19 protein-coding genes and 4 tRNA genes are annotated in these 25031 nt (G+C 62.6%); 4 read left to right on the top strand and 19 right to left on the bottom strand.

Translation table 11 applies throughout. From position 1 onward, the window contains the following. Positions 1–139 precede the first annotated feature (139 nt). From H6A15_RS00340 to H6A15_RS00330, 3 genes are read left to right on the top strand one after another with little or no spacing between them, the layout of a single operon-like run. The gene (locus H6A15_RS00340) at positions 140–1657 is read left to right on the top strand and encodes an efflux RND transporter periplasmic adaptor subunit (RefSeq protein ID WP_204671149.1); all 1518 of its coding nucleotides are present in this window, start codon (positions 140–142) and stop codon (positions 1655–1657) included. Next, the gene (locus tag H6A15_RS00335) at positions 1654–2415 is read left to right on the top strand and encodes an ABC transporter ATP-binding protein (RefSeq protein WP_204671147.1); all 762 of its coding nucleotides are present in this window, start codon (positions 1654–1656) and stop codon (positions 2413–2415) included. Before H6A15_RS00340 ends, H6A15_RS00335 begins: the two co-directional genes overlap by 4 nt. Continuing rightward, the gene (locus H6A15_RS00330; RefSeq protein WP_204671145.1) at positions 2412–3644 is read left to right on the top strand and encodes an ABC transporter permease; all 1233 of its coding nucleotides are present in this window, start codon (positions 2412–2414) and stop codon (positions 3642–3644) included. The genes H6A15_RS00335 and H6A15_RS00330 overlap by 4 nt, the downstream gene beginning before the upstream one ends. Before the next feature lie 193 nt (positions 3645–3837). On the opposite strand, the gene H6A15_RS00325 is transcribed toward H6A15_RS00330, so the two are convergent. After that, entirely contained in the window at positions 3838–4881 is a 1044-nt protein-coding gene (locus H6A15_RS00325; RefSeq protein ID WP_204671143.1) for an alpha/beta hydrolase, read from the bottom strand. A 142-nt stretch (positions 4882–5023) separates the two neighbouring features. Between H6A15_RS00325 and H6A15_RS00320 the strand changes: the two genes are divergently transcribed. Continuing rightward, a complete protein-coding gene (locus H6A15_RS00320; RefSeq protein ID WP_204671141.1) occupies positions 5024–6970 on the top strand; it encodes an FUSC family protein in 1947 nt (648 codons plus the stop codon). A gap of 6 nt (positions 6971–6976) precedes the next feature. Here the strand turns inward: H6A15_RS00320 and H6A15_RS00315 are convergent, their stop codons facing one another. The 18 genes from H6A15_RS00315 to H6A15_RS00230 form a co-directional block, all read right to left on the bottom strand. Continuing rightward, positions 6977–8281, bottom strand: coding sequence for a lysylphosphatidylglycerol synthase transmembrane domain-containing protein (locus H6A15_RS00315; RefSeq protein ID WP_204671139.1), 1305 nt, complete (start codon positions 8279–8281; stop codon positions 6977–6979). Positions 8282–8530: 249 nt separating this feature from the next. Next, positions 8531–8607, bottom strand: a tRNA-Glu gene (locus H6A15_RS00310). Positions 8608–8609: 2 nt separating this feature from the next. Further along, positions 8610–8683, bottom strand: a tRNA-Gln gene (locus H6A15_RS00305). 289 nt (positions 8684–8972) lie between these two features. After that, positions 8973–9049 (bottom strand) — tRNA-Glu (locus tag H6A15_RS00300). A gap of 152 nt (positions 9050–9201) precedes the next feature. Beyond that, on the bottom strand, positions 9202–10638 hold the full coding sequence (locus H6A15_RS00295; protein ID WP_204671137.1) for a glutamate-cysteine ligase family protein: 1437 nt from the start codon (positions 10636–10638) through the stop codon (positions 9202–9204). Positions 10639–10779: 141 nt separating this feature from the next. Further along, on the bottom strand, positions 10780–11367 hold the full coding sequence (locus tag H6A15_RS00290; protein ID WP_239462223.1) for an ABC transporter ATP-binding protein: 588 nt from the start codon (positions 11365–11367) through the stop codon (positions 10780–10782). 44 nt (positions 11368–11411) lie between these two features. Further along, positions 11412–12209, bottom strand: a complete 798-nt coding sequence (locus H6A15_RS00285) for an ATP-binding cassette domain-containing protein (protein ID WP_239462222.1) — start codon at positions 12207–12209, stop codon at positions 11412–11414. 119 nt (positions 12210–12328) lie between these two features. After that, positions 12329–13225: an ABC transporter permease gene (locus H6A15_RS00280; RefSeq protein ID WP_239462221.1), complete on the bottom strand. Its 897-nt coding sequence runs from the start codon at positions 13223–13225 to the stop codon at positions 12329–12331. Continuing rightward, positions 13215–14240 carry an ABC transporter permease gene (locus tag H6A15_RS00275; RefSeq protein ID WP_342635771.1) on the bottom strand — a complete coding sequence of 342 codons (1026 nt, stop codon included), beginning with the start codon at positions 14238–14240 and terminating at the stop codon, positions 13215–13217. Before H6A15_RS00275 ends, H6A15_RS00280 begins: the two co-directional genes overlap by 11 nt. Then, positions 14241–15872 (bottom strand): ABC transporter substrate-binding protein, encoded by a 1632-nt coding sequence (locus H6A15_RS00270; RefSeq protein ID WP_342635770.1) that lies wholly within the window; start codon positions 15870–15872, stop codon positions 14241–14243. 170 nt (positions 15873–16042) lie between these two features. Beyond that, complete coding sequence (locus H6A15_RS00265; RefSeq protein WP_204671127.1) at positions 16043–17404, bottom strand: HD domain-containing protein; 1362 nt, start codon at positions 17402–17404, stop codon at positions 16043–16045. Positions 17405–17588: 184 nt separating this feature from the next. After that, complete coding sequence (locus H6A15_RS00260) at positions 17589–18521, bottom strand: 1-phosphofructokinase family hexose kinase (protein WP_204671125.1); 933 nt, start codon at positions 18519–18521, stop codon at positions 17589–17591. A 134-nt stretch (positions 18522–18655) separates the two neighbouring features. Next, the gene (ptsP, locus tag H6A15_RS00255) at positions 18656–20359 is read right to left on the bottom strand and encodes a phosphoenolpyruvate--protein phosphotransferase (RefSeq protein WP_204671122.1); all 1704 of its coding nucleotides are present in this window, start codon (positions 20357–20359) and stop codon (positions 18656–18658) included. Positions 20360–20491: 132 nt separating this feature from the next. Next, positions 20492–20755 carry an HPr family phosphocarrier protein gene (locus H6A15_RS00250; RefSeq protein WP_087410351.1) on the bottom strand — a complete coding sequence of 88 codons (264 nt, stop codon included), beginning with the start codon at positions 20753–20755 and terminating at the stop codon, positions 20492–20494. Positions 20756–20941: 186 nt separating this feature from the next. Continuing rightward, positions 20942–21490 (bottom strand): PTS sugar transporter subunit IIA, encoded by a 549-nt coding sequence (locus H6A15_RS00245; protein ID WP_204671120.1) that lies wholly within the window; start codon positions 21488–21490, stop codon positions 20942–20944. A 116-nt stretch (positions 21491–21606) separates the two neighbouring features. After that, complete coding sequence (locus H6A15_RS00240) at positions 21607–22545, bottom strand: glycosyltransferase family 2 protein (RefSeq protein ID WP_204671118.1); 939 nt, start codon at positions 22543–22545, stop codon at positions 21607–21609. A gap of 73 nt (positions 22546–22618) precedes the next feature. After that, a tRNA-Arg gene (locus tag H6A15_RS00235) sits at positions 22619–22695 on the bottom strand. Between the two features lie 256 nt (positions 22696–22951). Then, on the bottom strand, positions 22952–24952 hold the full coding sequence (locus H6A15_RS00230) for an S-layer homology domain-containing protein (RefSeq protein WP_204671116.1): 2001 nt from the start codon (positions 24950–24952) through the stop codon (positions 22952–22954). Between the last annotated feature and the right edge of the window lie 79 nt (positions 24953–25031).

Below are 25031 nucleotides of genomic sequence, written 5' to 3'. Positions count from 1 at the left end.
GGCGCGACCTGCCCCCTGTCCGCCGCAGCACAGGCAACCGAGACCTTTCGCAGATTTTAAGATGGTTCTAAGTTGACCGAATCGCCTCCGCAGCGGATGCTGAGGTCGCCTTGAACCGCGACATCGATGGGAGCGACCCATGACCTTCGGACATAAGGACGATCCACGCGAGCACGACTCGGCACACGCATCCCACCTTGCGGGCAGCGACACGAGCCAGGCGCACGCCCCGGCGACAGGGGCTCGCGCCTCAGCGGACGCACCCGACGGCACGGGGGATGCGCCTGGTGCGCCATCCGGTGCCGAAGAGCAGAAGACGACGCGCCTGCCGGTGATCAGCGGCATCATGCAGAAGCGCTCGAACGCCCCCGACTTTCCAGACCCCTCGACCCTGGATGCAGCCGATGCGGAGGCATATGCGCAGCTGAAGGCCCGCCGCGCCGAACGGCGCCGCAAGAAGCTTATTCGGCGCGGCATCGCCCTCGGAGTGACGGCTGCCATCGTCGCCGCCGTCGCAATCGGCGTCTCGGTGCTCACCCGCGAGCCCGAGCAGGTCGTGGAGCCCATCACCGACATGGCGATGAGCGGGTCGTTCATCGATGCCGTAGATTCCCGCGGGACCTTGGAGCCGCTGTCCTCAACCGTGATCACCCCCGGCGTCGACGGCACCATCTCCGAGGTTCGCGTCGCGGCAGGACAACAGGTACACGCCGGAGACGTCCTCATGGTAATCGACAACCCCGACCTCGACCTCGCCGTCAACGATGCCAAGCGAACCCTCGATGCCGCGAAGGCCGACCTCGCCGCCGCCAAGCGCGACCTCGCAAACTCGAATGCGCCCCAAGCGCCAGCAGAGGGAGTAGACGCGCTGCCTGCGGGAGACCCACAGGCAGCAAAGGACGCCGTCGCATCGGCAGAGCGAGCCCTCGAAGGGGCCCAGGCGTCGTATGACCAGGCAGTTGCCAAAGCTGCGGAGCGCACCGTCACGTCGCCTGCCGACGGCAGCATCGTTTCCATGAACGCCCAGGTGGGGGCAAGCCCCCAGGACATGTCGCAGAGCGGCGGCTCAGGCCCGCTCATGCAGATCGCCGACCTCTCCCAGATGAAAGTCACCATTCAGGTAAGCGAAGAGGACATCGCACGCATCGCAACCGGCCAGCCCGCCACGGTCAACTTCCCCGCCTTCGAGGGCCTCACGCTCGAAGGGACCGTTCAAAACATAGCCTCCATCGCATCGGGCGCCGGCTCATCCGACATGATGTACATGGGCGACGGCAGCTCCGTCACCTTCGCAGTGGACATCCTCATCCCCTCGCCCGACCCACGTCTCAAGCCTGGCATGACGGCTGAGGTCAACATCGTCACCACCCAGCTTGACAACGTGGTGATGGTGTCCCCTATGTCGCTGCTCACCGATGACGGCATGTCCTACTACGTCATGGTGGAGACCGACCCCGAGACGCACGAGGCCGAGCGCCGCGACGTCGAGGTGGTTGCACAAAACGCCAGCTTCGCCGTCGTGGGCCGCGTCGAGGGGTCGGAACCCGCCTCCGCCCCCGACGGCAGCGAGATTCCGCTCTCCCCCCTTGCCGACGGCGACATCCTCGTCATCTCCTCAGGCGGCATGGACATGGGCGACGGGACGGCGACGCTATGAGGCCCGTTATCGACATGAGGGGCATCCACCGCATCTTTGAATCCGAGGCGGGCTTTTCCCACGTGCTGCACGACATCACGTTTTCGGTAGGCGCCGGCGAGTTCGTAGCGATTACGGGGCCATCCGGCTCGGGCAAGTCTACGCTCATGAACATCCTTGGATGCCTGGACACACCCACCTCGGGCACCTACCGGCTCTCGGGGCTCAACGTCGCCGACCTCACCGACAGCGAGCTGGCCGAGGTGCGCGCGACCCACATAGGCTTCGTCTTCCAGAGCTTCAACCTCATGCCCCGCATGACGGTGCTTGAAAACGTCATGCTTCCGCTCGCGTACACCGGCACCCCTAGGTCCAGCCGCGAACGGCGCGCCGTGGGGGCCCTTCAGGCGGCAGGGCTCGCCATCGAGCATTACGACCATCGCGCCGGCGTGCTTTCGGGCGGGCAGATGCAGCGGGTCGCCATCGCACGGGCGCTCGTAAACGACCCCGACATCATTCTTGCCGACGAGCCGACGGGCAACCTCGATACCCACACCGGCGCGCTCGTGCTCAGCACGTTCCATCGCCTGAAGGAGGCGGGCAAGACCATCGTTCTCATCACCCACGACACGAACGTGGCGGCAGCGGCAGACCGGACCGTTCGCATCGTCGACGGGCGCATCGCGCGCCCTGATGGCGACGCCTCGGCAGGGCTCCGCCTCGACCCCGCACGCGTACCCGAGATTTCCCGATCCCCCATCCTGGGAGGTGCCCGATGAGCGCCGCCGACCTGATCCGCGAGGCGATACGCGGACTTGAATCGAACCGTGGACGAAGCCTGCTCACGATCCTGGGAATCGTGATCGGCATCGCCGCCGTCATCGCCATGACCTCGCTCATCGGAGGCGTGCGCAACATGCTCGTCGAAGGCCTCGGGCTCAATGCCGCGCGAGCCGTGTACATCTCCCCCTCCTACCAGATGACTACCGACAACCTCGAAGACCTGAGACGCCTCATGCCGGAGTACGAATCCATCGTCGCCTCGGCGTTCGGCTTCACGCAGACCACGGCCAACGGCGAGACGATCGACGTCGGGATCACCGGTGCCGACGCCGAGTACCTCTCGCTTACCGGACAGGTCCGGCTTGCCGAGGGCAGGCTCTTCAACACCCAGGAGGAGGCGTCGAGCGACCGCGTGGCCATCATCGACCGAGCCGGTGCCCAGGCGCTGTTTGGCGATGCCAACGTCTCGGTGGTGGGAAAGACCGTTCGCCTCGGCACGCATGACTACCGCATCGTCGGCATGGACGAATCCATGCCCATGAGTGGAGGAAGCGGCAACACCTACATAACCGTCTATGTGCCCCTCAACACCTGTCTCGACGACTTCAGCGGCGGCTACGAATACCTCTCGCAGATCATCGGCTTCGCGCGCGAGGGTTCCGATATCGACGCCCTCATGGAGACGACCAAGACGCAGGTCGGCAAGGTGATGGACATACCTGACGACCAGATCGAGGACAACGTGTACGTGTATTCGATGAAGTCGCAGATCGACTCGATGAACGGCTTCATGAACTCCTTCTCGCTCATCATGGGCGCCGTGGCGGGCATTTCCCTGCTGGTGGGAGGCATCGGCATCATGAACATGATGCTCACCAACGTCACCGAGCGCATTCGAGAGATCGGCGTGCGCAGGGCGCTCGGCGCCACCCGCCGCGACATCACGCTTCAATTTCTCATGGAATCGGCCGCCCTGTGCATCGTAGGCGGCGTTATAGGGACGGTGCTGGGATATGCGGCGTCCTGGGGCCTGTCGATCGCGGCTTCCGCCCTCGGTATCGCCGGAACCCTCACGGGCACCGAAGGAGGAATCACTCCCGCCGTATCCATCGAGGCGATCGCGATAGCCGCAGGCCTCTCGGTACTCATCGGCGTGGTCTTTGGGTTCTACCCTGCACGGCGCGCCGCCCGCATGGACCCCGTTGAGTGCCTGAGATATCAGTAGCTCGGGAGAGGCATCGCGGTGGAAGTCGCCCCCAACGTGATCATCGTGCCGGGCGAAGGCCTGGTACGCGCCATATCTGCCGTCACGGGAAAACCTTTCGGCTCCTGCAAAGTCGCCTTCGATGTGACGCTCGTCGCCATGGCGTGCTGTCTCTCGTTTGCGTTCTTCGGTCGGCTTAACGGACTTGGGCGTGCTATGCCAGGTGCCGGCCGAAAAACGCGCTCACACGCTCCCAATACCCCGAAGGGTCGGTCGCCGAAGAGGCGCCATGCCCTGCGCCCTCGACTGACAGCCGATCTTTTTCGGAGCTAGCGCATGCGGAGAACACCTGGTCAAGCATGGCGTATGGAACAAAGGTGTCGGCGGTTCCGTGAATAAAGAGCATGGGGACGCTCGCCTTTCGAAGCCTCTGCACCGAGGAGGCCTCCTTGAAGCTGTAGCCCGCCCGCCGACGGCACACCGCGCTCGCCGTCGAGAGGAAGGGGACGGCCGGCAGATGAAGCTGCTGCGAGATCTGCACGACAAACTCATCCCAGACGCTTGTATAGCCGCAATCCTCGACGATGCAGCGCACGTTCTCCGGCAGATCGAGCCCTGACGCCATCATCACCTCTGCCCCGCCCATCGACACGCCAAACAACGCGATCCTCGCATCCGGGTCGCAGGTGACAATAAGCCTCGTCCAATCGAGCAGGTCCCAAGAGTCGAGCCAGCCCATGCCGACGTAGCGGTCGGCGTTGCGCTCATGGCCGCGGGCGGCGGGCATGAGAACGTTTATCCCCGCACGGTGTGCAAGATAGGCCTCGACGCAGAGGTCGGACGGCTTGCCTGTATAGCCATGGCAGAAGACGGCGTACCGCCGTCCGCGACCAAAATCACTCCACAGGGCATGGCGATCGGGCGAGGGCCACACGGGATCCGCCGGCAGCAGCCATCCAAAAAGAACGCCCCCGTCGCGCGCGGGGAGCTCAACGCTCAGCTTCGACTGTTCAAACCATCGCCTTGCCTCGTCGCGAAAAGGGTCTCCGCCAGACGCAAATGAGTCGATGCCCCCCGCCGCCCCCGCACCGAGGCGCGACATGATCGAATGAGGCGACGAGGGGTTGAGGGCAAAATCGAAAAGCGCCTCGCCGGAAAGCACGCGGACGCCGGTGCCTAGATGCGACAGAACGTTTGCAAAGGCGGCTCCGACGCCGCGAACGTCGGGGTCGCCCTGCCGACCTTGTTCCTCTCCCATCAGCCCTCCTTATCCGTTGGTCCAATCTGAGTAACTATACCCGCGTGCCGACCTCATAGCCGCCATATAAACAAACATGAAAAAATGGACAACGGCGGGTTTGTAGCCATTTGCCGCAGTCGAAGCGCTAGGCTTTTGCGCTATGGGGACTCACGGGAAGACATCGAGCGTAGCTGCGGCCGTACAGACCGCACGGGGGCGCGTCGCCGACGCGCTGCCGGCCATTCTCGTCTACATCGTCCTCTTTCTTGGGATCACGGCGCTCTTTGGCAGCTCCTACACCATGGTCGTATCGGGAGCGGTCTGCATCTTCTTAGGACGCAAGAGGCGCCGCAACACGCCGGCCACAAGCCTCATCATAGGTCTTGTGATGCTGGCGCTTTCGGTGCTCGCATGGCTGGCATCGCTCAACCTGGCCCTGTGCATCATGCTCAACCTCTTGGTTCCCTTTGTGCTCGTGTTGGCACAGAGCAACCAGTTCGTACCCAAGGGGTACTTCGGCTACGCCATGATCTTCGTGTTCTTGGAGCTCAAGCCCCTCACCTTAGATGAGTTTCTCATACAGACCGCCTCGGTCGTGTTCGCCGCGATCGTGCTGGGCGTGGCGCTCGTCGCCTATAGCGCCCTGCAGCGGAGGCGCGAGCGCGACGAGGACGTATTCACGCGCAGCCTCTCCACCCTGGCGGACCTTCTCGACCGCATGGCTGCCGGAGAGCGCGGGCAGGAGCTGCGCGACGCGTTCCTCTCCCTTGAGAGGACCTTCGACAACCTGAGCATCACCAACCACCACTTTCTGCGAACATGGGACCGCCGCGAGTTCATCTTCCAGATGTATGCGGAGCTGTTCCAGCGCGCAGTCTATCTACTCGCAGACGACGAATGGCAAGATGATCTGGCGCGGCGCGTCGATCCTGACATATTGCACGAGCTCGCCCTTCTGGTGCGGCAGGCAAACGCCGCGAAGACACCCGAAGAGCTGCGCTCCATCGCCCGCATGGCGCAGATGGCGCTCGGGGTGGTCGATGTTCCCGAAAGCCGCGTGCGCGTCTTCTTCCACAGCTTCCTCCATGCGCTGGCGCTCATCCTGCAAATCCAAGCCGAGCCGCCGCGAAAGCCGACGTCGCGACGCATTCCTTGGAACGAGGTGGTCGACGATGCCTTCCGGCGCATGAATCGTGACGAATTCGAGTTTCGCTTCGCCTGCCGGCTTTCGCTTGTCACCACCCTCACCTGCTCCATCAGCATGGTGTGGGGCTACGAGCACGTCTATTGGCTGCCGCTAAACGCCATCCTGCTCCTCATGCCCAGCTATGAGGAGAGTGCCCACCGCATGAGGACCCGTCCGGTGGGCACCGTCATCGGTGGCGCGCTCGCAACCTTCGTGTCGCATTATCTGCCCGGCACGGCAAGCGTGTTTGCGGTGTCGCTCACCCTGATCTCGATCCTGTATTGCTGCACGCCCGGCAGCTGGGTGCAGGCCATGCTTGCCACCATGTTTGCGCTGCTCATGACTTCACTCACCATGAACGCGACCACCGCCGCGTGGCTTCGCATCCTGTTTGTCGGCCTTGCCGTAGGCATCGTCCTGGTGATAAACCGCTTCGTGGTGCCCTCGCCGCGCGAGCGGATCTTCGAAGGAAACCTTCGCGAGCTCACCCAGCTCATCCGCGAGTACTGGGCGACCGTCGGGCGCGGGGCGCGGGGCGCCACGAGCCTGCGGGCAGCAGGAGAGCAGCTCGCACGCTTCCATCTCATGTATGCCTCGGCATCCAAATACGTTCGCGAGATGGAAGATGGGCACGAACGTCAGCAGCTGCGAGCCGGACTCTCGACGCTCTGGCACATGTTCTCGGAAGTCGAGCAGGTCGAGCACCTTGTGCTGGCAGAAGACCTGAGCCAGGCCGACCTTGACGCCCTCGTTCGCGTCGCGACGATCCTCGAGACGCGCCCGCACCCCACCAGTTCACACGAGCTCCTCTGCGAGCTGGCGCACAGCATGGAGTCAGAAAGCCTCAGCTTCGCCCTACTCCACTACCTCGACCACGCAAGCATGTATGAACAGCAGGTCATCGGCTACGCGGAGGCATAGCCCTCGTCATGCGTCGTCGGACTTCCTTGACGAGTCCGTCCGTCGTGGCACGGCATGCGGCAGCACCATGATGCCATCGGCCGTCTGACGGACCCTCGTGCCGCGCCTGCGCCGAGCAGATGACGACGCCTTATCAAATGTATCCGATGGGGCGTCCAAAGCCCTTTGCATAGGAGCCTGATCGCTCTTGGAGCTCCTGAATCTACGTGTGATGCGATCCCAGCGCGCATGGATGCTCGCGTTTCGGGCGCTCTTTAACCCCAGCAGCGGGGCTGCCAGGATGGTGGGCGCGATGAAGGTGATGAGACGCCACAGCAGATAGCCTGCCGTTGCAGCAGACCCATAGAAATGGCCCAAGAACAGCGCAAAGCCGCCTTCGGCGCCGCCCGTGCCACCCGGAAGCGGCACCGCAGAGGACAGCAGCTGCACAAAGGCCGAGGCCGCCATGACCGAAAAGAAGTCAACGTCATGGTGCCCGAAGGCAAGCATGAGGAAATAGGGAACGAGATAGAAGAATCCGAGCTGCATCATGGTGATGACCACCGTGAGCGCCATGGACGAGAGGTGTCCGGCGGAGAGCTTGAACTTTTCCGAGAAGGAATACACCTCTCCGTCGACGAACTCGCGCCAATGCTCGACCTTGTCGGTCGCCACCCCGACACGCGCCAGCAGCGAGATGAGCCAATGGGCAACCCGGATGACCATGCGCGGCATCAACGCGATCGCAAAGATGGCAAGCAGGATGAGGACGTGGCCGCCGAAGCTGAATACGCTGATGAGCGTGATGTCGCCGTACTGCTCGGTAAAGAACGGCATGCGGGCGATGAGAAGGATGGCGCACCACACCACGAGGCCAAACTGATACACGATGAAGCGGGTAAACTGCGTCGCCCCCGCCTCGCCCACGTTCTGCCCCGCCTTGGTGAGGCGATAGATCTGGGCTGGAGTGGAACCCATCTGCATGGGCGTGAGATTGCCGAAAAAGATGCCGCTCGCCTCGACTGAGATGAGGTCGCGAATGCCTACGGGCGATTCGGGGTCAAGCCAGACGGCGATGGCATATGCCGCGATACCGAAGATGAGATAGAGGAGCATGCAAAAACATGCAACGACAAGCCAAGGCACCTGAACGCTCTGCATGGCGCGCCAAAACTCTGCCACCTGTCCAGAAACAACCAGGTACACCACAAACGCGAGCAGGGCGAACCCGATGAAAATCGCACCGCGGCGAGCGCTCTTGTGGTCGTCTCCCCCAGCCGGGGCGGCATCGACCGTAGCCTTCACGGCAGTATGTTTCGGGGAATCCGACATGGTTCTCCCATCATCTGCCGAGGAATAATCCTCGGCAATATCCAGCTCACCCTTTTGAACCATTGTAGGATATCGCCGCACGCCGCCTGCTCGGCATCCCGCATACCAAAGAACTCCAAACCGCTACGTATGCCCATCAGAACGACTTCTGGCAGATGCGGCGCATACATGTTGGGAATGATGGAAAGGCCGCCTTGCGTGAGCTCGCATACGAAAAGACCCCGGGATTGCCGGGGTCTCAAGATTCGATGGTAGCCCGTACCAGATTCGAACTGGTGATCTCCGCCTTGAGAGGGCGGCGTCCTAAACCGCTAGACGAACGGGCCAGTGGCTGGGATGGAGGGAGTCGAACCCCCATTGACGGAACCAGAATCCGCTGTCCTGCCATTAGACGACATCCCAGTGGAACAAAGCAGAGGTGCTTTGTGCAAGAAAGTATATTACGAGACGCAGGCCCGTGGCGCAAGACCTAATTTGAAAAAACTTTCGGCGCAGCGGAGACCCCCGCCACGACGTGGCGATAGGCAGCAATCGGACCTTCTCCACCGTTAAACCCGCCACCGGAAAACGGCGATATGCCGCGATTTGCCCGCAATGGGCGACACGGAGAAAAAAGCAGCGATGAGTCACCGAGAAGGAGAACAGACCAAATACAAAAAGACCCCGGTGGTACCGGGGTCTCAAGATTCGATGGTAGCCCGTACCAGATTCGAACTGGTGATCTCCGCCTTGAGAGGGCGGCGTCCTAAACCGCTAGACGAACGGGCCGTTGCTTGGAAGCTCGTGCCTCCTTGCAGGTATGCATATTACGGGAAAAATGCTCATCTGCGCAAGAGGCAATTTCAAGAAACTTGAAGTTGTGGCCATCTCGTGAAGGGGCAGCCATCCGCATGAAGGAACCCACAGGTCGAAGGTTGAGCCTAGGCGAGCATGGGAGCGAGCTCCTCCGCCGTGGTGTCTCGCGGCAAACGCTGCCAGCGCCACATCTTCGCAAGCATCTCAATGCCCTCTAAATCAAACGCCCGCGCCTCGGGGGTCGTGCGCACCACAGGGACAGCAACATCGTCAGTCGCACCTCCCGGCATGCCGGCACACGCCGTTCCGCACGCAATGTTCTCCCTCGCAATGGCCACAAGCACCCGCACCATCTCGCCCACAGGAACCCCGTAGACCGAAGCGTTCCAGCCCTGCTCCTCGAGATGCAGCCTCGCCATGACAGCATCGTTCTCATCGATCCCTGCAAAGCCTTCGGGCATCCAGGCGGACAGCCCGTCGGCAAGCTTGGCCTCCAAGCACTTGTCATAGAACAACGCGCCGGTAAAACTGGTGCAGGCGGCAGCAAGCCGCGGAGGGAGCGAGTCCATCTCGCGAAGCTCGACAAAGCCCTTCAGGCGCACGTTGGGAAAGACCATCGAAAGCAGATGCATGAGCTCCGAGCGGGTCAGCGGGCGCTCGGACATGATGTCTCGGGTATAGCTGTCGCCAGTAGAGGTGGTGACATGCTGCTCGTCGGTAAACAGGATGGGCTTCACCGACGAGACCCACAGGATATAGTCCTCGAAACTCAGCCCCTCGAGCGCACCGGGAACGATGCCGCAGCGGTCGACGTCGACGTGATGCCAGATGCGCGAACGCGCCATTCCAAGAGATGGCTTTCCGCGAAAGACGGGGGCGTTGTCGAACAGGAAGGCAAACACTGGACCCAAAAGGGTTGCCATGCGATAGATGCGGCTCGCGTCCCCCTCGTCCTCATAGTCAAGTGACACCTGGGTGGACGCGGTGCAGCGCATCATGTCGCGCGCATAGCGTCCCCGCCGCGACAGATACGCGTCCATGTCGTGATAACGGTCTTTAGGGATGAGCTCGAGTTCCAGAGGCGACGACACGAACGGGTCGTACCCAACGGCAACCAGCTCCGCCTCCAAGCCCATGTCCCACAGCGCCTCCTCGACCTCGCGGTCAAAGGAGCATACCGCCTCGTAGAGCGCCTTCACCGAGTGCGCAGGGCCCGCCGATATCTCCAACTGGGCCGCCGGCTCAAGAGAGATGTTGACGGATACCACCTCGTCGGTCGTCTCGACATCATAGGACAGGCCCAGAAGATGCCCCTCGATCATGACCCGGCTCTCCTCGCCGTGGTGATCGGCGAGACGCCGCAGCAGCTCGCCCACGCCATGCTCACCAGAAAACGGAATGGGAACGCCGTCGACACCTACCAGGATGCGCTCGAGCTCGAAGCCGATCTTCTTCCCCGAGGGACCCTTGTCGCCGCCCTCCAGGGTGGCGATGAGCGCGTCGAGGTTGTTGCGAAACGAACCGGTGAACGACGGGATATGCGTACAGGTCTGGGCTGCCATGGATGCTCCTTCAAGCTCGGTCTCGCCTGGTATGGTACCCACTTTAGCAAGGTGGATGCCCAGCGGCGCGCAAAGACGTCGCGCTTTCGGGCGATGCGTCGCCGCCCGGCAGCAAGCAGCCGCTCGAGTTCGGCATGCGCCCTACCTCGCAAGCGACACGCGACGCGTGGCGACGCGGTCCAAGAGCTCAGGCGAGTGAGACACCACGACGAGACCAAGCTGCTCTCGCTCGGCAACCTCGATCAGCTGGGTCCACACCCGCGCCTGCGTGATCGCGTCGAGCATTGCGGTCATTTCGTCACAGATGAGGTAGCGAGGCCTCGCGAGCAGCGCGCGCACGACGCAAAGGCGCATGAGCTCGCCGCCTGACAGCTCGTGCGGGAACCTCGACAGCCACTCCCCCGCAATGCCGAATCGCTCCATGAGGTCCGAGGGACGTGCGTCGTGCAGGCATTCGCCCCTCGGCAAACCCTCGGAAAGGGTCGCATCAAGCCTCAGGAGCGGGTCGCAGGCCTCCTCGGGATGCTGCCAGATCAATTGAACCCGACGCGCCCCCCGCCGCCTGCGCCCGCACGAGACAGGGGCGCCGTCGACCTCGACGGCGCCTGCCTGGGGACTGAGATACCCCGCGAGCAGTCGGCAGAGGGTGGTCTTGCCGGCGCCCGACGGCGCTTCAAGCGCCACCCGCTCTCCGGGCTCGACCGTAAGGTCGAACCCGTCTATCAACATGTGTTCGGGCTCGTAGGAAAACCTGACGCCTTGCGCCACAAGGCTCATCGCCCCATCCCCCCTTCTGCAGCATCAGCAAAGAAATCATGGCCGGGCAGCGCGTGCCAGAGCGCTCGGGTGTAGGGATGCGACAGCATCTCAGGTGAGGCGAACGCCGCAACAGGCACCTCTTCGACCACCGTCCCGTCACGAAAGACGGCGATGCGATCCGCCACCTCAAGGGCGAGCTCGATGTCATGCGTGATGAGCAGCACGCCTCCTCCGGCAGCGGCAAAGGCCTTGAGATCGCTCAGGGCGCGGACGGCCAGCTCGCGGTCGAGACCGGGCGTCGGCTCGTCCGCCACTATGAGACGAGGGGCGTCCATGAGCGCGCACATCAACAGGACGCGCCGGGCCATGCCGCCCGAAAGCTCGTGAGGATAGCGGTCTTGGACCTCTGGATCCAGGCGATACTGCGCAAATAGCTCGAGCATGCGCGCGCGGCGCTCCGCCCGCCGCCGTCTTCCCATCTTGCCCCCACCACAGGCGCCGACGATCTGCTCCCCCACCTTCATGAGCGGGTCCAGGTTCGTCACGCTCTGCGGGACGAGGGATATCCCATGCCCTCGAAGCGCGGCGAGACCTGCGGCGTCACGAGGCACGCCTTCAAACTCTATTGAGCCGGTAATGCGCGCGTTGGGCTCGTAGAGCGCCATGACGGCATCGGCGAGCAGCGTCTTTCCCGACCCGCTTGCTCCAACCACCGCCATGACTTCTCCAGCATGTACCGACAGCGAGAGGTCATGGATCTGCTCGCGCTCCACATGCTGCGCGGAGAAGAAGGGCTCAGAGGAGTCATACATGCGAAATGACACGGATAGATGCTCGATGCGCAGCAGATGATGCCCCCCAGGATGCCGGGAGGCGTCTGCGTGGGCATGACCGTGGGAAGGCGCCGGCGTCCCTTCCATGGCGCTACCATTCATGCCTGCACCTCCTCAGGAGTGACGAGACGACGCAAAGCCGCCCCCACGCGATCGAAGAGCAGGACGACGGCGAGCAAAGCGACTCCTGGAAATACCGCGAGCCACCATGCCCCCGAGGTGAGGTAGCTCATCGCCTCCGAAAGGATGACGCCGATCGCCGGCTGCTCGGGCGGGAGACCGAATCCCAGAAACGTGATGGATGCCTCATGAAGGATGGCGTGGGGGAAGAGCAGCACGAGCCCTATGAGGTACTGCGGCAGGACATGCGGAACCATATGGCGAAGCGCCAGCCTCGCCCCGCCCACGCCAAGCGCCCGGGAGCATGCGATGAAGGGCCGCTCCTTCAGCTGCAGCAGCTCGGCGCGCAACACGCGCGCGAGGCTGGGCCAGTGGGTGACGGCAATGCCAACCGACACGCCGAGCGCCCCTCGGCCCAAGGCATAGCTGATCAAGATGAGCAGAACCAGATGGGGAACCCCCATCACCACATCGATGCACCAGCCCACCGCGGCGTCAGCGAGACGTCCCCCCAACGCGGAGACCGCGGCAAGGGCGAGCGCGAGCACCGAGGACACCGCAGCAGCTCCAAGCCCCACCATGACCGATGTCGAGAGACCGGCAAGCGTGCGGGCAAGCATATCGCGCCCCATCCAATCGGTTCCAAAGGGATGGCTCCAGGAGGGGGCGAGGTTGCGCGCAGTGAAATCCGTCGCCACCGCAACGGGCTCGAGCACCCTGCCTGCGACGACCACAGACGCCAGCACTGCCATCACCGCAAGACAGGTCGCCGCAAGCGCGCGCCTCCCGCCAAAACGACCGATCAGAACCGGAACATGGAACGCCTGAGACGCCGGGCCGTCCATGCGAGACGCCGCGTTTCCCCTACTCGACATGGGCCGTCGCCTCCCGCATCCTCGGATCTATCACGCCGTAGAGAAGATTCGCGGCAAGGTTTCCCGCGAAGACGAGCGCCGCCGTCGCAAGCGCGATGCCGACGAGGAGCGGGGCGTCGCCGCCCAATCCGGCCGTCACCGCGGCCTGTCCGAGACCGGGGTAGGAAAAGACCTGCTCGACCAGGATGGATCCTCCCACCACCTCGCCAATCTGCCCGCATGCGAGCGTGAGCGCCGGGAGCACGAGGTTTCGAATTCCGTGGCGAGCCACAACGGTCCACATGTCCTCTCCGCGCGAGCGGGCGAAGCGCACATAGTCGCTTGCCAGGACGTCGATGGTCTTCTCGCGCGTGTGGAGCGCGATATTGGCAACACCGGTAAGGGAAAGGACGAGTGCCGGAAGCATCGCGTGATACAACCGGGTCGCAAGCGAGACCTCACCCGTCAGACCGATGGGCGCCGAAAACCCCAAAGGAAACCATCCCAGCCACACAGAGAAGACCATGAGCGCGAGCAGCGCCAGCCAAAAGGTGGGCGTGGCAGAGAGCAGATAGCAATAGGCCCTGATAGCGCGATCTGCAAGACTCCCCCGCCTGGCTCCAGCCAAAACGCCCAGCGCGCATCCAAGAACACCCGAGACGGCCCATGCAACCACAAGCAGGGCGGCAGAGCTCTGCAGGCGTTCGCCGACGACCTCGATCACCGGCGCGTTATAGCGCAGGCTATCGCCTAGGTCGCCCTGAAGGGCACTCCCAAGCCAGCCCAGGTAGCGCGTAACGACATCTTGGTCGGCGCCCCAATACTGCTGCAGAAGCTCGCGACGCTCTGCGCTCATGGTCGCATATGCCGCCTGTCCAACGTTTGCTTGCACCGGGTCGATGGGCGAGATGCCCACCAACGCGAAGGTGATGAAACTCACTGCGAGGAGAAGCAGCAAGAAGCGCGCCACGTAGCGCACGGCCCAAGGCAGCCGCGGCGCCTTGAGAGAGGCGGCGGAACCACGCTTGCGAATCACCTACGACCAGCTCCATCGATCGACGTTGTTGACGAGCGACCAGCCATGGCCATGCGGATGGGGCTTTTGCGCAGCGACGGAGAGACCGGCGCGCTTGAAATACAGGTGGTCGACATTGGCGATCCAGGCCCATGTCGCCGCGCCCTGAGGCGCGATGCCGTCTGCGCCGTCCCACTGCGCGAGCTTCCAGTCTCCGTAGGAGTCCGCAATCTCAGGGCGTGCCAGGGCGTCATCCAGATGCCCATCGACGACATCGCTTTCGTATCCAGCATAGTTGCCCCAACCCGTGGAGTAATTGAGCGCGTAGACCTCAATCGGAGAATTGGACCCCCAGCCCCACAGGACGGGCTGTGCGTATTGATGGGGATAGATCTCGTCCCAGCTGCCACCGCGCGGCTGGGCTTCGATGCCGATCTCGGCAAGCTGGTTGGCAAGCTCGTTTGCCATGGCCTGGCGCACAGAATCGTCAGATGAGTACCACACCTCGAAAGAGGCGCGAACGCCGTCCTTCTCACGGACGCCGTCCTCGCCTTCCGCCCATCCCGCCTCGTCGAGCAGCGCGCGGGCAGCATCGCGGTCGAGGTCCACGCGCATGTCATCACTCGACCACGGCATGCCATCGCTCACGCTGTAGGCGGGTTTTCCGTACCCAGACAGCACGCCTTCGATCACGGCGTCGCGGTCGACGGCATAGTTGATGGCACGTCGAACGGCGATATCGCAGGTGACGTCGTTGCCGACCTCATATACCAAGCCGTCTTCCGAAGCCCTCTCCCCTCCCGAGGGGTCACAGGGCAGAGAGATGCCGCGCGAGTCGACCGTGGCGTAGCTTACCAGCTCGTATCCATCAAAGGATTGCCCGGCATGGGTCGCATAGGTGAAGGCGATATCGACTTCGCCCGCCGCGACGGCAGCAAGCGCGGCGTCCTCTTCCATAAAGACCACTACCACCCGCTCCATGAGCGGGGCGTCGCCATAGTAGTCCGGGTTCGCCGCGAAGATCGCTTGCTGGCCGTGGTCCCACCGCTCCAAAAGATAGCGACCCGATCCGATAGGATGCTCGCCGTAGTCGTCTCCGTAGGCATGCTCCGGCACGATGCCCAACACCGCCAGCGTATAGAGCAGCGCGTTAAAGGGCTTGTTGAGATGCAGCTCGACCGTGGTGGCATCGATGGCAACCGCTTCGTCGACCATGGAAAGGTCCGCCTCCGATGCGGGGTTCTCGATGACGGCGTTCACGGTAAATGCTACATCATCGGCGTCCAGCGGCTCCCCGTCCGAGAACCTCGCGTCGTCACGAAGCTTGAACGTCCACGTAAGGCCGTCCTCGGTGCACGAATACTCAGTTGCAAGATCGCCCGCGAACTCAAGGTTCTCATCGGTCGTGATGAGCGTCGACTGGATGAGCGGCTCATGCACGTGTTCGCCGCAACCCCAGGCGACCAACGGATCGAAACCCGCAGCGGGCTCGCTGCCCGTATTCATGGCCACGATAACCTGCGAAGATCCGCCTGCGCTCGCAGACCCCTGATAGGCGTCCTCCTGTGCGGCGCAGCCCTGCAGCCCCGCCGCCAACACCGCTCCCAACGTGCCAAACCCCGCCGCGGCAAAGCTCCTGCGCGTGATGTCCACCCGCGTCGCCCCCCAGTGTTACGAATCGATAAAAAAGTGTTACGAACCGTAGAGAGGATACCACAAAGCAAAACAAGAGACGACGCGTCACGTAAGAGGGCTCAAGCGGAAACAATCAAATGGCACGGCAGATGTACGCAATGGGGCGCCTTCCGGCTGGAGATAGAAGGTCACCGCAGGCGAAGATAATCCAGAAGGGCCGCAGTCTCATTTGCAACCTTGCCGTCAATGACGGCATCGAGAGCCGAGCCGAGCCGCGCACCGATCTCAGGTCCAGGAGCGACGCCCGCGGCGATGAGGTCGCGACCGGTGAGGGCGAGCGTCTTCAAGCTATACGCCTCTCCCGCGCCCAGCAGCGCACGGACTTGCAGCCTCATACGCTCGATATCCTCGACATAGTCAAAACACGAAGGGGCCTTTCCCAAGGTGTCGGCACGCTTGATGTCAAAGAGCAGCTCGATCAGCCGGGCGGCGTCATCGGTCCCCGCGCTCAGAAGATTAACCATGCGCAGCAGGCTTGAACGCTCGGGACGCAGGGGGCGGTCGTGATAGCGGATGAGGAGGCAGACGTCGCGTATGAGCTCAGAGGGCAGCGCGAGACGATGCATGATCCTCTTCGCCATGGCAGCCCCAAGTTCGGGATGCCCATAGAAATGGCCATTGCCAGACTCGTCAAGCGTAAAGCACTCGGGTTTGCCGACGTCATGCAGCAACGCGGCCCACATGAGGGTGGACGAGGGCGCCGTGGCGGGAGTGCGGCCGTCCTCGAAACAGAGCGAAAGCTCGCCAGCCACGGTAAGCACTCGCGCGGTATGCTCGTAGACATCGTAGGCATGGTAGCGGCTATGCTGATCAAAACCGCGACAGACGGCGAGCTCGGGAACCGCTTCACACATGAGCTCGGGATATCGAAGAAGCGCATCTCCGCCGCGGCCCGTCGCAAGGATGCCGTCGAGCTCCACGCCCACGCGCTCGCGCGCGACCGCAGCCAGCAAGGGCGCGCACTCCGCAAGGGCGCGAGCCGTCTCGGGTTCGATGATATAGTCCAGACGACATGCAAAACGGACCGCCCTCAGCATGCGAAGGGCGTCTTCCTCAAATCTACGACGGGGGTCTCCCACGGCACGTATGATCCCGCGGGAAAGGTCGTCCGCTCCGCCATAGAGGTCGAGCAGCCCACGCACGGGATGCCACGCCATCGCATTCACGGTAAAGTCGCGTCGTGCGAGGTCGTCCTCGACCCTCTCGGCATACTCGACGCTTTCTGGATGGCGTCCGTCGCGATAAAACCCATCAAGGCGATATGTGGTGACCTCGATGCGCTCACCAAGCGCGACGGCGGTGATGCCTCCGAATTTGATGCCTGATTCAATCACGCGGATGCCAGCATCCTCAAGCGCACGCTTGCTCTGCTGCCATGACCCGGAGCAGCACAGGTCGACGTCGTGGCAGGGAGCGCCGCGCAGCGCGTCGCGCACCCAGCCGCCCACCAGCCAGGCCTCGAGACCGGCCGACTCGAGCGCCTCGAGCACGAGACATGCGCCCCTCGGGACCCGTGTGCCCCTCAGCGATGGAGCGCAAGCGAGCTCATCCGTTGCAGCCACCAGCGATCACCTCCCCTAAGTCCAATCAGTATAGCGAACTACAGCAAAAGGGCGCCCCACCGAAGCGGGACGCCCCAAGAAACGGCACTGTAGAGCCGAAAATGTCGGATTGCTACTCGCGCGGAAGCTTGCGCACGGCGATGCGCTTGCTGTACTCGTCGACGTGACCAAAGTCACCGAGGCCTGCGCTCTCGCAGACGTTCGCGCCGGTGGCGAGAGCGAGCTTGAGGGCTTCCTCGACGTTGTCGCGGTTGTGATACCACTTGAGCAGGAAGGCGGCAAGGGTGCAGTCGCCGGCGCACACGGAGCTCACGAGCTTGATGTTGAACTCGCGCTTGGCATACCAGATGTCCTCGCCGTTCGAGAAGTAGGCGCTGCCGCGGCTGCCCATGGTGAGCAGCACGTTCTGCACGCCGGCCTCGTGGGCCAGCTTGAGGGCGCGACGGGCGTCGTCGTCAGTGTCGATCTGGACACCAAAGATCTCGCGCATCTCGTGATGGTTCGGCTTGATAAGCAGGGGCTTCTTGGAGGCAAGGGTCTTCAGCTTGTCGCTGGAGAGGTCGAGCACCACGTCGGCGCCGCGCGCCTGAGCGTGCGACACGACCTGGTCGAGGAAATCCTTGGAGGCCTTCGGGGGCACGGAGCCGGAAACCACGAGGCAGTCGAGGTCACCGGTGTTGTCAAGGATCTTGTACAGCTCCTGCTCGTTTTGCGGGGTGATGGAAGGACCCGAGTTCAGAATTCCGTACTCGTTCTCGCCATCGTTAAAGTAGGAGTTGATGCGGGTGATGCCGTCAATCCATACCGGGCGGCAGAGGCAGCCCATATTCATGGTCTCGTCAACGACATACTTGCCGGTAAATCCCGCAAAGAAGCCAAGGGCAACCGAGTCGACGCCGAACTTCTTGAGCGCGAACGAGACGTCGAGACCCTTGCCGTTGGCCGTATACGCGGCCGAGACGGAGCGGATGTTCTCATTGGGAACAAGCGTCGGGCACTGAACCGTCATGTCAACAGCAGGGTTCGCCGTAAGCGTATAGAACATAGGCCCATCCTTTCTTAGGAGAACTGCGCGGCGCATATGCGCCCAACAGCATATAACCAGAACGATTATACACGTCCGGGACCACATGGCCCCGGACGCAGTTCGAGCTTTACAGTGAGTTGACCCAAGAAGCCTTAGCGTGCGGCTTCCTCAAGGGCGGCCTTGACCTCTTCGGCGGTCTTAAGCTGCATGACCTTCTCCTCAAGAACGTCGGCATCGGCCTTCGTCCACTGAGAGATAGCCTTGCGGGTCTTAAGGACGCTCGGCGCGGAGACGGAGAACTCCTCCATGCCCCACGAGAGCAGCAGCGGGGTAAGCAGCGGGTCTGCCGCGGCCTCGCCGCACATGCCAACCATGATGCCCTGCTTCACGCCGTTCACGATGATGTTCTTGATGGCGCGCAGGACCGCCGGGTAGTACCAGCTGTAAAGATAGGCGACCTTGTCGTTGCCGCGGTCGGACGCCATGGTATATCCCGTGAGGTCGTTGGTGCCGATGGAGAAGAAGGCGGCCTCCTCGGCGAGGATGTCGGCGATGTTTGCGGCAGCCGCCGTCTCCATCATGATGCCGACCTCGATATCCTCGTTGAACTTATAGCCCTCGGTGCGCAGCTCGTCCTTGCACTCCTCGACGAGGGCCTTGACCTGGCGCAGCTCCTCGACGCAGGTGACGAGCGGCACCATGATCTTGATGTCGCCGAATGCGCTCGCGCGCAGCAGGGCGCGCAGCTGCACCTTGTACTCATCAGGGTTATCCAGGCAGTAGCGGACGGCACGGTAGCCCATGAAGGGGTTCTCTTCCTTCTGGAGATTCATGTAAGGAATCTCCTTGTCGCCGCCCACATCGAGCGTACGGATGATGACCGGGGCGCCCTTCAGGGTGGTGGCAACGGAGCGGTAGGCATCGAACTGCTCTTCCTCGGACGGAAGTTCCTTGGCGTCCATGAACAGGAACTCGGAGCGGAACAGGCCGATGGCCTCGCAGTCATGGTCGACAGCGCCCTTGGCGTCCTCGGGGTTGCCGATATTGCAGGCAAGAACCTTCTTGTCGCCGTCGGCGGTGACGGTGGGCTTGCCACGGAAGGCATCGAGGGCACGCTTCTCGGCGGCAAAGGCCTCGGCGCGCTCCTTATAATCGGCAAGCGTCTCCTCGTCAGGCTCGCTCAGCACGTGGCCGTTGATGCCGTCGACGATCGCCGTCATGCCGTTGTGCAGGGCGCCGCAGGCGTTGGACACCGAAAGAACCGCAGGGATCTCGAGCGCGCGGGCAATGATGGCAGAGTGGGAGGTGCGGCCGCCGACCTCGGTCACGATGCCGGCGACGTTCTCCTTGTCGATGGTCGCCGTCATGGACGGGGTGAGGTCATGCACCACGATGATGCTGCCCGCGGGCAGCGCGGAGAGGTCGACGACCTCGCGGCCGAGGAGCTCGGCCAGAATGCCGGTGCGGATGTCGGCGATGTCGCTCGCGCGCAGACGGAACATCTCGTCGTCCATGGAAAGGAACATGTTCTCGAACATGGTGCTCGTCTCGACGAGCGCCTGCTCTGCGCACATGCCGCCGTCGATGGCGGAGTTGATGCCGTCCACCAGGCCGGGGTCCTGGGCAAGCATGATGTGGCCGCTCATGATCTCGGCCTCGTTCTCGCCCACGGTAACCTTCATGCGCTCCGCCTGGGCGTTGGTCTTCTCGCAGAAGACATCGAGCGCAGCCTGATAACGAGCCTTCTCGGCGTCGACGTCCTCGACGGCATGGGGATCAAAAGAAAGATCGGGCTCGACGGCGACGACAACGGTACCGATGCCGATGCCCTCGGATGCGTTAACTCCCTCGTACATGGATGCTCCTCTCAGAACAAATGCCTCCTTCAAGGAGGCTAGAAAGAAAAAGCGGGCGTCCACCACGTAGACGCCCGCGTTCGATCCACTGAACTCAGTTGGGTAAGTTCACGGTGAGACCCGCTAGGCGAGCTACTCGCCGAGGCCGCTCTTGATGAGCTCGATGGCAGCAGCAAGGGCATCGGTCTCGTCAGCGCCGTCGCAACGAACCTCAACCTCGGTGCCGCAGGGGATGCCGGCAGCCATGAGGGCCATGGGGCTCTTGCCGTTGACTTCCTTCTCGGGGGTGACGACGGTCACGTTGCAGGAATACTTGCCCATGGTAGAGGCGAACAGGCCCGCGGGACGCATGTGAAGACCCTGGGGATTGACAAGGGTGACCTTCTCAGAAACCATATGTGACTCCTTTTCGAACATGTCCCGGCGCCGTGCACCCAAGGACACGATAAACGACGTACTTAGTTTAGCGCATCATGCGCGGGATGGTATGCGAGATACTGGCCGCCGAAAGATTCTTTGTTGCATTTCGACCCGAGCGCCCGCGAACGGCGGAAATGCGCGGGCGAACGTCATGGGCGAGGGTTAGCGCAGGTGACGGTTGACCTCGGCGGCGATACACGCTACATCGTCGGAGCGGCGCAAACGCGTGCGGAAGCCCTCATCCATAAGGGCCTCGGCCATCTTGGCAAGCATGCGCAGATGCTCGGTATTTGCTTGGTCATCGGGTACCAGAAGAGCTATGACCACGCGGACGGGAACGCCGTCCATGGTCTCCCACGAACCGATATCCCGGCGGCTTTTTGCCACCAGCACCGCAACCCGGCTGATCGACGCAGACTTGGCGTGAGGGATGGCGAAGCTGTCCATCATGCCGGTGGTGCCTTCGGCCTCTCGCTCCAAAAATGCATCCATCAGCTCATCGGGATCGGAGGCGATGCCCAGATCGACCGCGTGCTTCGAAAGCGCGCGCAACGCGTCGTCGCGCGTAGCGAACGAGCATCCCAGCAGGACCTCCTCGGCCGAAACCGGGCCCTCGGGCGGCTCGGCCGCATCGACAGGCTCCATGGGCGATGCCTGGTCGTTCTCCGCCCTCTTGCAAAATGCCCGCGCGACCATATCCCGAATACGCATGCGCCCGTCCTTCGCTCCTCCACCGCCTTCAAGATGTTCCGCACGCCGAAGGGCCTGCGAGGCCCGGCCTTGGGAACACCCCTGTCCTGGACACCATCATACCAGCGTGCCCGCGCCTATCGACGCTGCGAACGCTCCGTCTCTCGATACACCGCAAGTTCCCATTGCTTCCGCTCGGTCTTTGCGACGTTGTCCAGGATCAGGCCCGTCGCAAACGAGAGCCCGCACAAAAAGACGAAGGCGACCGCCAGCACCGCCGTAGGAAGCCTGGGGACGAGTCCGGTGCGGAGAAACTCCGCGACCACAGGCAGGCCGAGGGCGAGACCCACCAGGCCAAGCAGCAGAGCGACCAGGCTGAAGAACTTGAGGGGGCGATAGTTCTTGAACAGCGACGCGATGGCGAGGATGACCTTTGCGCCGTCCGATACCGTCGAAAGCTTGGATTCTGAGCCCTCGGGGCGGTCCCGATACTCGATCGGCACATCCAAGATGCGCCAGCGGCGGTCGACCGCGTGAATGGAGAGCTCGGTCTCGATCTGAAAACCATCCGAAAGGACGGGGAACGTCTTCACAAAGGTGCGCGAAAAGGCGCGATACCCCGTCATGACGTCTTCGAACCCGTACCCATAGATGGCCTTGATCATAAAGCGCACGAGATCGTTGCCAAAGCCATGGAAGGCGCGCTTGTTCTCCTCGGCATAGCTGCCGTTGGAGAGCCGGTCGCCCACCGTCATATCCGCCTCTCCCTCAAGGATCGGCTGGCAGAGCCCTCGCGCCGCCTCGGCGGGATAGGTGTCGTCGCCATCGACCATAAGATAGCAGTCCGCTTCGACATCGCGGAACATCTGGCGGACCACATTGCCTTTGCCCTGGCGGGGCTCACGCCTAACGACTGCGCCATGGGCTCGCGCGATCTCGGCGGTATCATCGGTCGAGTTGTTGTCGTAGACATAGACCGTTGCCTCAGGCAGCTCGCGATGGAAATCATCGACCACCTTCGCGATGGTGACGGCCTCGTTGTAGCACGGGATGAGAACGGCGATGCTGCTGCCCATCGACGGACTCCAATCTATTTGACGACGCTATGAAAAAAGGCGCCCCACGTGATGGGACGCCCGAAGATTGCAGTGGTGCGCCATGGGGGATTCGAACCCTCGACCTTGAGATTAGAAGTCTCCTGCTCTATCCAGCTGAGCTAATGGCGCATCTATTCATACATGCGGGCGGGATGCAGGCAACGCGATGAGAATCCATGCTGCTCGCCCCTTCGCACCGCGGGGCGGATCGGGCACCGGGCGGTCCGCCAATTATCGCATCTTACGGCGAAGTGGCTTCCCGTCCAGCACCCGATATTACTCCATCAACCCCGACGCGTAAGGCTTAACGGAAGTTTTCGGAACATATCCGCAAGAGGATCTGTCCTTATGGCCGGCCCGATCGACGACACCGCGCCCTCGAAAGCTACAGGACGTTCGTGACGAGGTTCACAGACATGACAGCCATCTGGGCGCGGTTCGCGTTGTCCTGCGGCCGCACCTCTCGACCAGAAGGCGTCTCGACGCCCGAAAGCAGGCCGGCGTCGACCGCCCAGCCCATGGCGGCGCGCGCCCACGAGCTCACGTCATCGGCGCCATCGATGGCATCGAGGGCGCGGCAGTTGGACGAGACGTCGATTCGCTCGACCTTCTCGGCATAGTTGCACAGCATGACGGCAAGCTGCTCACGCGTCACCACGTCACCGGGCCCGAAGGTGTTCGTATCGCCGTAACCGGAGATCACGCCCGCAGAACGCGCCCAACGCACCGGGGTGTAGTAGAACTGGGAGCTATCCAGGTTGTCCGAAAAGTCCTCGGTGCCGGCAGGAGCAGAAGGCTCCCCTGCCAGACGCCACAAGATGGTAGCAACCTGGCCACGAGTCAGGGTGTCATAGGGTCCAAAGAGGCCGGTGTTGCTGTATCCGGTCATGATCCCGGAGTCCACCGCATAGTCGAACTCTCCCCCGACGACATACCAGTCAACGGGGCTCACGTCGGAGGGATAGTCGAGCGCGTCTCGATACAGCAGCTGAAGCAAGGATGCCATCTCGGAACGAGTGGCGGCTTGGGTGGGATAGAGATACCCGCCCGTCTGATCCAGCACGTCGTCATACACGCCATAGGTCATGCACCAGTTGACGGCATTCGTCGCAAAGCTCGAGATTGACGAGGCGTCGCGAAGACCCGACAGGCCCGAGGTGCCGTGAGCAGAGAGCGAGGGCCGCCGCGTCTGCCCGAAGCGCTGCGCGATGACGGCGAGCTGCTCGTGGGTCACCACGTCGTTCGGCCCGAAGCGCCCGTCGTCGTATCCGGTCATGAGCCCTTCGCCTGCCACCCACTCGACCGCCTGGGTGTAATACTGTCCCGACGACACGTCCTGGAAGGCGATGGAGTTTGCGACATCCGGCTCGCCACAGAGGCGCCACAGGATCACGGCGACCTGACCGCGGGTGAGGGAATCGTTTGGCCCAAACATATTGGTGCCGGTATAGACGCCCATGATGCCGTAGTCGGTCACAAAGCGATAGGCCCCGCTTGCCACGTACCACGCATCGGCGTACACATCGTTGGGACGGTCCGCCATCTCGAAGTTGATGTCGACGCGGCCCTCGATGCCGGGAACGCTGCCGTCGCTTGTCGCCTGCCAAAGACTGTACTTGCCGGTATAGGTGCACGAGGTGTTCCACTGAGCAACCCAACGATCCCAGTCGTCAAAGCACGAATCCGTCAGGCGGTTGTTGAACCACTGCAGGTTCGCATAGATGCCGACCTCGTAACCATTCGCCTCGATGATGTCGCAGAAGGTCTGCGCGATGGCGGCGAGCTCATCGTTCGAAAGGCCGTCCATGCAGGAGTCTTCAAGGTCATAATAGATGGGATAGTCGAGGTCGTAGCCCTCGACGAGGCGAAGCACGTGCTCGGCCTCGCTCACGGCGTCCTCAGTGTTTTCTGCATATGAATAGATGTAGACGCCGAACGGGATGCCCAGGCGCGTGCACTCGTTGACGTTATAGGTCCACATGCGGTCGTCTTGAGAGGTGTAGTTTCCGCCATAGCCGCAGCGGATGATGGCGAAATCGACGTCAGACGCCTTGACCTGGTTCCAGTCGATCTGATTTTGATGATGGGAGACGTCGATGCCCTTGCGCACGGCATTGGGAATGACCTCGCCCACGCTGTTGTAGAACGACCCATCGGGACCCTGCGACCAAGGATCGTTTCCAGATAAGGTGGCGATGCCGTTTGCGGTGGGATCGATGCCCTCGATAAGCTCACCGTTGTCGTAGCGCCAGCTGTTCTCCAGACGCTCCTCGCCGCCCTCCGCGGCATACGACGTCGCAGGCATCATTACAATGCCGCAGGTGAGCACCAGCATCACCGCGGCAACAAGACCCACGAGCGTCGCCCCTACTCGCTGCTTTGCCATAGTTGTTCTCCTTCACAATTGAGGGGTGACCTCATGATTGTACCGGCTGACGGCCGCGAGGTGATGGAGAGCGGAAGAC

The sequence above is a fragment of the Enorma phocaeensis genome (assembly GCF_016901575.1).
In the GTDB taxonomy this organism is placed as follows: Bacteria; Actinomycetota; Coriobacteriia; order Coriobacteriales; family Coriobacteriaceae; genus Limicola; species Limicola phocaeensis_A.
This window is presented reverse-complemented; position numbering and strand designations above follow the sequence as displayed.

Excerpts from the sequence above, each read along its gene's own strand:
- H6A15_RS00340 (WP_204671149.1), top strand. The coding sequence starts at position 140 with ATGACCTTCGGACATAAGGACGATCCACGCGAGCACGACTCGGCACAC.
- H6A15_RS00335 (WP_204671147.1), top strand. The coding sequence starts at position 1,654 with ATGAGGCCCGTTATCGACATGAGGGGCATCCACCGCATCTTTGAATCC.
- H6A15_RS00330 (WP_204671145.1), top strand. The coding sequence starts at position 2,412 with ATGAGCGCCGCCGACCTGATCCGCGAGGCGATACGCGGACTTGAATCG.
- H6A15_RS00325 (WP_204671143.1), bottom strand. The coding sequence starts at position 4,881 with ATGGGAGAGGAACAAGGTCGGCAGGGCGACCCCGACGTTCGCGGCGTC.
- H6A15_RS00320 (WP_204671141.1), top strand. The coding sequence starts at position 5,024 with ATGGGGACTCACGGGAAGACATCGAGCGTAGCTGCGGCCGTACAGACC.
- H6A15_RS00315 (WP_204671139.1), bottom strand. The coding sequence starts at position 8,281 with ATGTCGGATTCCCCGAAACATACTGCCGTGAAGGCTACGGTCGATGCC.
- H6A15_RS00295 (WP_204671137.1), bottom strand. The coding sequence starts at position 10,638 with ATGGCAGCCCAGACCTGTACGCATATCCCGTCGTTCACCGGTTCGTTT.
- H6A15_RS00290 (WP_239462223.1), bottom strand. The coding sequence starts at position 11,367 with ATGTTGATAGACGGGTTCGACCTTACGGTCGAGCCCGGAGAGCGGGTG.
- H6A15_RS00285 (WP_239462222.1), bottom strand. The coding sequence starts at position 12,209 with ATGTATGACTCCTCTGAGCCCTTCTTCTCCGCGCAGCATGTGGAGCGC.
- H6A15_RS00280 (WP_239462221.1), bottom strand. The coding sequence starts at position 13,225 with ATGTCGAGTAGGGGAAACGCGGCGTCTCGCATGGACGGCCCGGCGTCT.
- H6A15_RS00260 (WP_204671125.1), bottom strand. The coding sequence starts at position 18,521 with ATGTTCTATACGCTTACGGCGAACCCTGCTGTTGACATGACGGTTCAG.
- ptsP (WP_204671122.1), bottom strand. The coding sequence starts at position 20,359 with ATGTACGAGGGAGTTAACGCATCCGAGGGCATCGGCATCGGTACCGTT.
- H6A15_RS00250 (WP_087410351.1), bottom strand. The coding sequence starts at position 20,755 with ATGGTTTCTGAGAAGGTCACCCTTGTCAATCCCCAGGGTCTTCACATG.
- H6A15_RS00245 (WP_204671120.1), bottom strand. The coding sequence starts at position 21,490 with ATGCGTATTCGGGATATGGTCGCGCGGGCATTTTGCAAGAGGGCGGAG.
- H6A15_RS00240 (WP_204671118.1), bottom strand. The coding sequence starts at position 22,545 with ATGGGCAGCAGCATCGCCGTTCTCATCCCGTGCTACAACGAGGCCGTC.
- H6A15_RS00230 (WP_204671116.1), bottom strand. The coding sequence starts at position 24,952 with ATGGCAAAGCAGCGAGTAGGGGCGACGCTCGTGGGTCTTGTTGCCGCG.